The sequence below is a fragment of the Aurantimonas sp. A3-2-R12 genome, from assembly GCF_036016755.1.
GTDB classification, from domain to species: Bacteria; Pseudomonadota; Alphaproteobacteria; order Rhizobiales; family Rhizobiaceae; genus Aurantimonas; species Aurantimonas coralicida_A.
Window position 1 is genome coordinate 1 of the sequence record NZ_JAYXIH010000084.1, and the last position, 6,518, is coordinate 6,518.

At 60.0% G+C, this 6,518-nt stretch carries 5 protein-coding genes; 3 read left to right on the forward strand and 2 right to left on the reverse strand.

Annotated features, from left to right (window positions below):
- Window positions 1-63: 63 nt before the first annotated feature.
- Both VSX60_RS21685 and VSX60_RS21690 read right to left on the reverse strand, forming a co-directional pair.
- Complete coding sequence (locus VSX60_RS21685; protein ID WP_327626326.1) at window positions 64-348, reverse strand: hypothetical protein; 285 nt, start codon at window positions 346-348, stop codon at window positions 64-66.
- 175 nt (window positions 349-523) lie between these two features.
- On the reverse strand, window positions 524-880 hold the full coding sequence (locus VSX60_RS21690; protein WP_327626327.1) for a hypothetical protein: 357 nt from the start codon (window positions 878-880) through the stop codon (window positions 524-526).
- A gap of 435 nt (window positions 881-1,315) precedes the next feature.
- Here VSX60_RS21690 and VSX60_RS21695 point away from each other — a divergent pair, with 435 nt between their 5' ends.
- Genes VSX60_RS21695 through VSX60_RS21705 form a run of 3 tightly spaced genes read left to right on the forward strand, consistent with a single transcriptional unit; the run spans window position 1,316 to window position 6,184 of the window.
- On the forward strand, window positions 1,316-2,317 hold the full coding sequence (locus VSX60_RS21695) for an HlyD family secretion protein (protein WP_327626328.1): 1,002 nt from the start codon (window positions 1,316-1,318) through the stop codon (window positions 2,315-2,317).
- Entirely contained in the window at window positions 2,310-5,057 is a 2,748-nt protein-coding gene (rbbA, locus tag VSX60_RS21700) for a ribosome-associated ATPase/putative transporter RbbA (RefSeq protein ID WP_327626329.1), read from the forward strand. The genes VSX60_RS21695 and rbbA overlap by 8 nt, the downstream gene beginning before the upstream one ends.
- Window positions 5,057-6,184 carry an ABC transporter permease gene (locus VSX60_RS21705; RefSeq protein ID WP_327626330.1) on the forward strand — a complete coding sequence of 376 codons (1,128 nt, stop codon included), beginning with the start codon at window positions 5,057-5,059 and terminating at the stop codon, window positions 6,182-6,184. Before rbbA ends, VSX60_RS21705 begins: the two co-directional genes overlap by 1 nt.
- Window positions 6,185-6,518 lie beyond the last annotated feature (334 nt).

The window sequence follows — 6,518 nt, forward strand, 5'->3', positions numbered from 1 at the left end:
CAAATCTGATGAAACAGCCTTTCCCATGAAGCACCTCCTGCTCACAGAGAATCAAACCGAACATCAAATGGGAACCCGTCGATTCAAATTATTCGCCGGATGCTCTAGTTCCGCCACGCGGGCGTTATCCCCAGCCACCAGTGCGGACAGGATCTGCTTGCTGGCATCCTCTATGGAGACCATCTCCTTGCGCAGTAGGTCTCGAAGCGTGTCAGTCAGCTTGGGTGACACCGGCTCCGCGCTCTGTGCCAATGCGGAGCCGCCGATAGCAACACTTGCGGCGATCCCAAGCCATAGAGCGCCCCGAATGTTCCACGAACGCTTTCTGTCGGCGATCTTGTCCATCATCCTCTTGTCTCCTCTTCTTTATAGTCAATTGGCCTATTTCTGGAGCACGTAGCATCCGGGCCTATCCGCAAAGATTGGATAGCCGGACTTCGGATTGCCCATGTTCGGAGCGGCAGTCGATTCACGACTGGCCAGACTGGTTTGGTCAGAGGCGGCACGCGCTCCAGCCCCGAGCCTATTTGCGAAGGGTCAGTGTGATCCCTTCGGAATTGACGTACTTCCCGCCACCCAGGGGCTCGAAGGTGACACAGGTCTCGCCGCGGCGTGGACCGCTGATCATCACCATGCAGATGCCATCTGCGGAGTAGCTCCAACTCCCCGAACCAGACATGAGCAGAGATTTCATGCTGACGGTGCCATCCGATGCATAGATCATGTCGACTCTTATTCCCATGCGACTGGCGGTCAGCGTTCTACCCACGATCTGTTGGGAAATTTGCTGCGGGGTCAAAATCTCCGCGGCGGCGGACGACGTCGAGGCGGCGCCGAGCCAAATTGCTGAAAAAAGAAGAAGCCAAGGAAGTCGTGTCATTCGTCTCTCCGCTTGTCCGTTTTCCTCAGAGGTTATCTTGAAACCGCGAGATAGCGGTGGGTGGCGAAATCTGATGTTGGTCGTCCCGATTAGGGACCACATGATTTTTGACCTTAACAGAACCAGAATTTCATGTTAGTGAATAGTCGCAAACTAAAAAAGTCAAGCTGTATTCTAGGCTCAAGCCCGGGTCCTTTGGATCTGCGCGGGAGACTCCCTGCCCTCGCCGCTAACTCTTCGGTGGCGGGATATTATTGATCACAGCACGACAAATTGAGACCCCGCCATTTCGCGACGCGCAACATCAAAAATCTGAACAGCGAAAATGCGCTCGATCAAGGCATGGCGGTAAATCCCCCACTACACGTGTGGGGCAATCATTGAAGGTCGCCTGGCTCTCCGGAGCAGCGACGCCACGATAGGGGCGAGCTTTTTATGCGCTGGAAGCTGGGTTTGTTGCTCTTGGGCGCGGTGCTCCTCGGCGGGGGCGGTTATTTCGCGTGGCTCCAGTTCAAGCCCGCGGACCTGCCAGCCGGTTTCGCACAATCCAACGGACGCCTGGAAGCCGAACGGGTGGATATCGCGACGAAGTTTTCCGGCCGCGTGAAGGAGCTGCTGGTCGAGGAAGGCGACACTGTCACGGCGGGACAGGTCCTTGCGAGAATGGACACCGCCGAATTGGAGGCTCAGCTCCAGGAGGCCGAGGCGGCACACAATGAAAGCGAGCAACAGCTGGACCAGGCAATCGCGCTCCTTGCCCAGAAGAAGAGCGAACTGGCTCTCGCGGAGCAGGAATATGAACGGTCCCGTTCGCTCGGGGAGAAGGGTTACACGCCGCTGGAAAAGGTCGAGCAGCGGCAGTCGGCGAAGCTGACGGCCGCGGCTGCGGTCAGATCCGCCGACGCGGGGATAGAGCGGGCCAAAGCCGCCATCGCTGCCGCGGCTGCCAGGACCAAGCGCATCGCTGAGACCATGAAGGATTCCGTGCTGACCGCGCCACGGAGCGGGCGCATCGAGTACCGGGTCGCGCAACCGGGCGAGGTTCTGCCGGCCGGCGGCCGTATCCTGACACTTCTTGATCTGACGGACGTCTACATGACCATCTTCCTGCCGACCGACGAGGCCGGGCCGCTGGAGATCGGTGCGGAAGCTCGCATCGTTCCCGACGCGGCACCACAATATGTCGTGCCGGCGACCGTCTCCTTCGTTGCCGCGGATGCCCAGTTCACGCCGAAATACGTCGAGACCCAGAGCGAGCGTGAGAAGCTCATGTTTCGGGTCAAGGTGCGCCTGCCACCGGAAATCCTCACACGCTACGCGCAGAGGGTGAAAGCAGGCATCACGGGCATGGCATACGTCAGAATTTCGCCAGACGCGGAATGGCCCGAACGGCTCCGGGTCAAATTACCCGAGGTGGAAAGTCCAGGTGATGCCTGAGGTCGCGCCCCCTGTTGCGCAACTCGTATCGGTCAGCCACCGCTACGGGGCCGTGACGGCGCTCGATGATGTCTCGATAGACATATCCGCGGGCCGCATGATCGGGCTGATCGGTCCCGATGGCGTCGGCAAATCCACGCTACTCGGCCTCATTGCGGGGGTGCGAAAAATCCAGACGGGACAGGTCACGGTTCTGGGTGGTGACATGGCCGGCCGCCGCTACCGTGACGCGGCCTGCATGCGGATCGCCTACATGCCGCAGGGGCTGGGGCGCAATCTGTATCCGACACTGTCGGTCCGCGAGAATGTTGATTTTTTCGGCCGGCTTTTCGGTCAGTCCGCATCCGAGCGCGCCTGGCGGATCGATGACCTGCTGCACAGCACCGGTCTGCGTCCTTTTTCGGACAGGCCGGCCGGCAAGCTGTCAGGCGGCATGAAGCAGAAATTGTCGCTGTGCTGCTCGCTCATTCACGACCCGGATCTGCTGATCCTCGACGAGCCGACCACCGGCGTCGACCCCCTCTCCCGACGCCAGTTCTGGCAGCTGATCGACCGTATCCGCACGCGGCGTTCCCACATGAGCGTGATCACGGCGACCGCCTACATGGAAGAGGCGGAGGGGTTCGATCACCTGATCGCCATGGACGCCGGGAAAATCCTTGCGACTGGCACGTCGGCCGAGCTGAAGATCCGCACCGGCCGCGAGGCCCTCGAAGAAGCGTTCATCGCCTTGCTGCCGGAGGCCAAACGTGCGGGCCACACAGTGGTGGAATTGCCGCCAAGGGTCGTCCATGACGGCGTTCCGGCAATCGAAGCCAACGGCCTCACCATGCGGTTCGGAGATTTCACCGCCGTCGACCACGTGACCGTCACGATCGAACGCGGCGAAATCTTCGGTTTCCTCGGCTCGAACGGCTGCGGCAAGACAACCACCATGAAAATGCTGACCGGCCTGCTACCACCGACCGAGGGCACAGCCAGGTTGTTCGGAAACCCGGTCGACGCAAACGACATGGAGACCCGCCGGCGCGTCGGCTACATGTCGCAATCGTTCTCGCTCTACGGTGAACTCAGCGTCCGCCAGAATCTGGACCTGCACGCAAGCCTCTTCGACCTTCCCAGAGCCGAGTCCCCTGCCCGCGTGCGGGAAATGATCGAACGCTTCGATCTCGTCGATGTGGCCGATGAGTTGCCCGAGAGCCTGCCGCTCGGTGTGCGCCAGCGATTGCAGCTCGCCGTGGCGGTGATCCACAGGCCGGAAATGCTAATTCTCGACGAACCGACATCGGGGGTCGACCCGGTGGCGCGGGATGAATTCTGGCGCATGCTGATCGCTTTGTCTCGTGACGACGGCGTGACGATCTTCATCTCGACCCATTTCGTCAACGAGGCGGAACGGTGCGATCGTATCTCCCTCATGCATGCCGGCAAGATCCTGGCGATGGATGCTCCGGACGCCCTGCGTCAGGCGCGCGGTTCCGAGACGCTGGAGGATGCGTTCATCGGCTATCTCGAGGATGCGGCCGGCATCGATGAAACGGACGCGCAGAGCGACGTTCCACGGCGTGATGCTTCACCGGCCGCGGCCGCAACACACGCCGCGCCCCATTCCATCTTCGATGCGCGGCGCATGTGGGCCTTCGCGCGGCGTGAGGCGATGGAATTGATCCGCGATCCCATTCGCATCGCTTTCGCATTGCTCGGGCCGCTCGTGCTCGCGATCGCCATGGCCTACGGGATTTCATTCGACGTGGAGAAACTTACCTACGCGGTCCTGGATCAGGACCGGTCTCAGGAAAGTCGCGCATTCCTCGAGAATTTTTCCAGCTCCCGCTACTTCGACAAACGTCCCGAGATCAGCATCCGCGCCGAGCTCGACCAGCGCTTGCGGAGCGGGGAGCTGCGGTTTGCGCTCATTGTCCCCCCGAGCTTCGGGCGCGATCTGCTGGCCGGCCACTCACCGGATATAGGCGCCTGGTTCGATGGCGCGGTGACGTTTCAGGCAGAAACGTCGCGGGGTTACGTGCAAGGCGTGCTGGCCAGTTACCTGGCGGGGTCTTCCAGACGCGAGTCGGGCGGCCAACCCGTGACTCCAATCGCCGATATCGAAACGCGGTTCCGGTATAATCAGGCGTTCTTGAGCGTTTACGCCATCTCCCCAGGCGTCCTCATGCTGTTGATCTATATGTTCGCGACGATGCTGACGGCGCTCGGCGTCGTCAGGGAGAAGGAACTGGGATCAATCACCAATTTGTATGCCGCACCGGCCAGCAAGCTGGAATTTCTGATCGGAAAACAGCTGCCCTACATCGGCATCGCGATGGCGAGTTTCGCCAGTCTCGTCATCCTGATGTCGGGGTTCTTTCAGGTTCCGATTACCGGAAACTTTCTGGCGCTCCTGGTCGGCGCGATCCTCTTCGCCACGGCCGCCACTTCGCTGGGTCTGGTGATTTCATCCTTCGTCTCGACGCAGCTTGCGGCGATTTTCGGATCGGCCATCATCGTGATGATCCCGAGCCTGAACTTTTCCGGAATGCTCTACCCTGTTTCGACGCTGCAAGGCGCCGGACGTATCATCGGGCATGCCTTCCCGGCGCTATACTTTCAAAAAATCACCAGCGGCACGTTCAACAAGGGTCTTGGCTTCACCGATCTGTATCAGAGCTATCTCTGGCTTGCTGCCTTCTGTGTCATCTTCTGGATGCTCGCAACGTTCTTTCTGAAAAAGCAGGAAGCCTGATGCGCAAGCGATTGAAGAATATTTTTCGCCTGGGTGTAAAGGAACTGAACAGCCTTCGGCGCGATCCAGTCCTGCTGTTCCTGATTTTCTTCACCTTTACATTTGCGATCTACACGGTTGCGACCGGTGTGCAGACGGAATTGCGCAACGCCTCCATCGCCGTGGTCGACGAGGATCATTCCGACCTGTCGCGCCAGATCCGCGCGGCGTTTCTGGAGCCCTATTTTCAGGCGCCCGTCATCATCGCGCTCGATCGGATCGACCCGGCCATGGATGCGGGTCGCTACGCGTTCGTGATCGATATTCCCGTCAACTTCCAGACCGACGTGCTTTCCGGTCGCCGACCGCAAGTCCAGGTCAATGTCGATGCGACCGCCATGACCCTGGCCGGTAATGGTGCCGCCTATATTCAGACTATCATCACCAATCAGCTCTCCGAGTTCCTGAGCGGTTCGGGCAGAACGCCCACACCACCGGTCACCGTGACGATGCGCACGGCATTCAACCCGAATCTCGATTCGAGCTGGTTCATGTCGGTGATGCAGATCGTATCGAACATCACGATGCTGTCTCTGATCCTGTCGGGTGCCGCGGTGATCCGGGAGCGCGAGCGTGGCACGATCGAGCATTTGCTGGTCATGCCGGTTACACCGGGTGAGATTATGATGGCCAAGATTTGGGCCAACGGTCTGGCGATCGTGCTGGCGGTCATCCTGTCGCTATACGTCGTCGTTCAGGGAGTGCTTTCGGTCAGGATCAGCGGTTCGATCGCGCTGTTCGTTCTCGGTACGTCGGTGTTTCTCTATGCGATGACCGCATTGGGGATCGTGCTGTCGACCTTTGCCAACTCGATGCCGCAGTTCGCCCTTTTGGCAATTCCGTTCTTCGTCGTGATGAATATGCTCTCCGGCGGCACGTCACCGCTCGATGGCATGCCGCAACTGCTGCAGATCATCATGCAGGCAGCGCCATCGACCCATTTTACGAGCTTTGCGCAGGCGGTTCTGTTTCGCGGCGCCGGCATCGACATCGTCTGGCGGCAACTCGCTGCAATGGCCGTAATCGGAACCGTCTTGTTCCTTATGGCGCTGTCACGCTTTCGCGCAACCATGTCGGCCGCGCGGTAAGCGCGAATGATGCTCGGATTTCTCAACGCGGAGCCCATGCTGGAAAGACGGGCGGTGCGGCGTGACGATCCCCGTCATCGAGCCTCAGGGCCCAATACTGTCGACGTCCCGCCGAGCGGCTTGCCAACATCTCGAACGTTTTCCTGGCGGTGCCTGCGAATCGAACTTGGCAAACACCGAGGCCGCAGGATAGTTAGTGTTCAATTACTACAGGATGAAATTATCATGGCCGTTCGAAAACCCGCCCCCGAGCGCAAGGCCGAGATTTTGGAAGCGACATTGCGGCTGGCGGACGAGCTCGGCCCCGACCGCCTCTCCACCGAAGCGATCGCCC

Coding starts and splice junctions, on each gene's coding strand:
- VSX60_RS21685 (WP_327626326.1), bottom strand. CDS start 348: ATGATGGACAAGATCGCCGACAGAAAGCGTTCGTGGAACATTCGGGGC.
- VSX60_RS21690 (WP_327626327.1), bottom strand. CDS start 880: ATGACACGACTTCCTTGGCTTCTTCTTTTTTCAGCAATTTGGCTCGGC.
- VSX60_RS21695 (WP_327626328.1), top strand. CDS start 1,316: ATGCGCTGGAAGCTGGGTTTGTTGCTCTTGGGCGCGGTGCTCCTCGGC.
- rbbA (WP_327626329.1), top strand. CDS start 2,310: ATGCCTGAGGTCGCGCCCCCTGTTGCGCAACTCGTATCGGTCAGCCAC.
- VSX60_RS21705 (WP_327626330.1), top strand. CDS start 5,057: ATGCGCAAGCGATTGAAGAATATTTTTCGCCTGGGTGTAAAGGAACTG.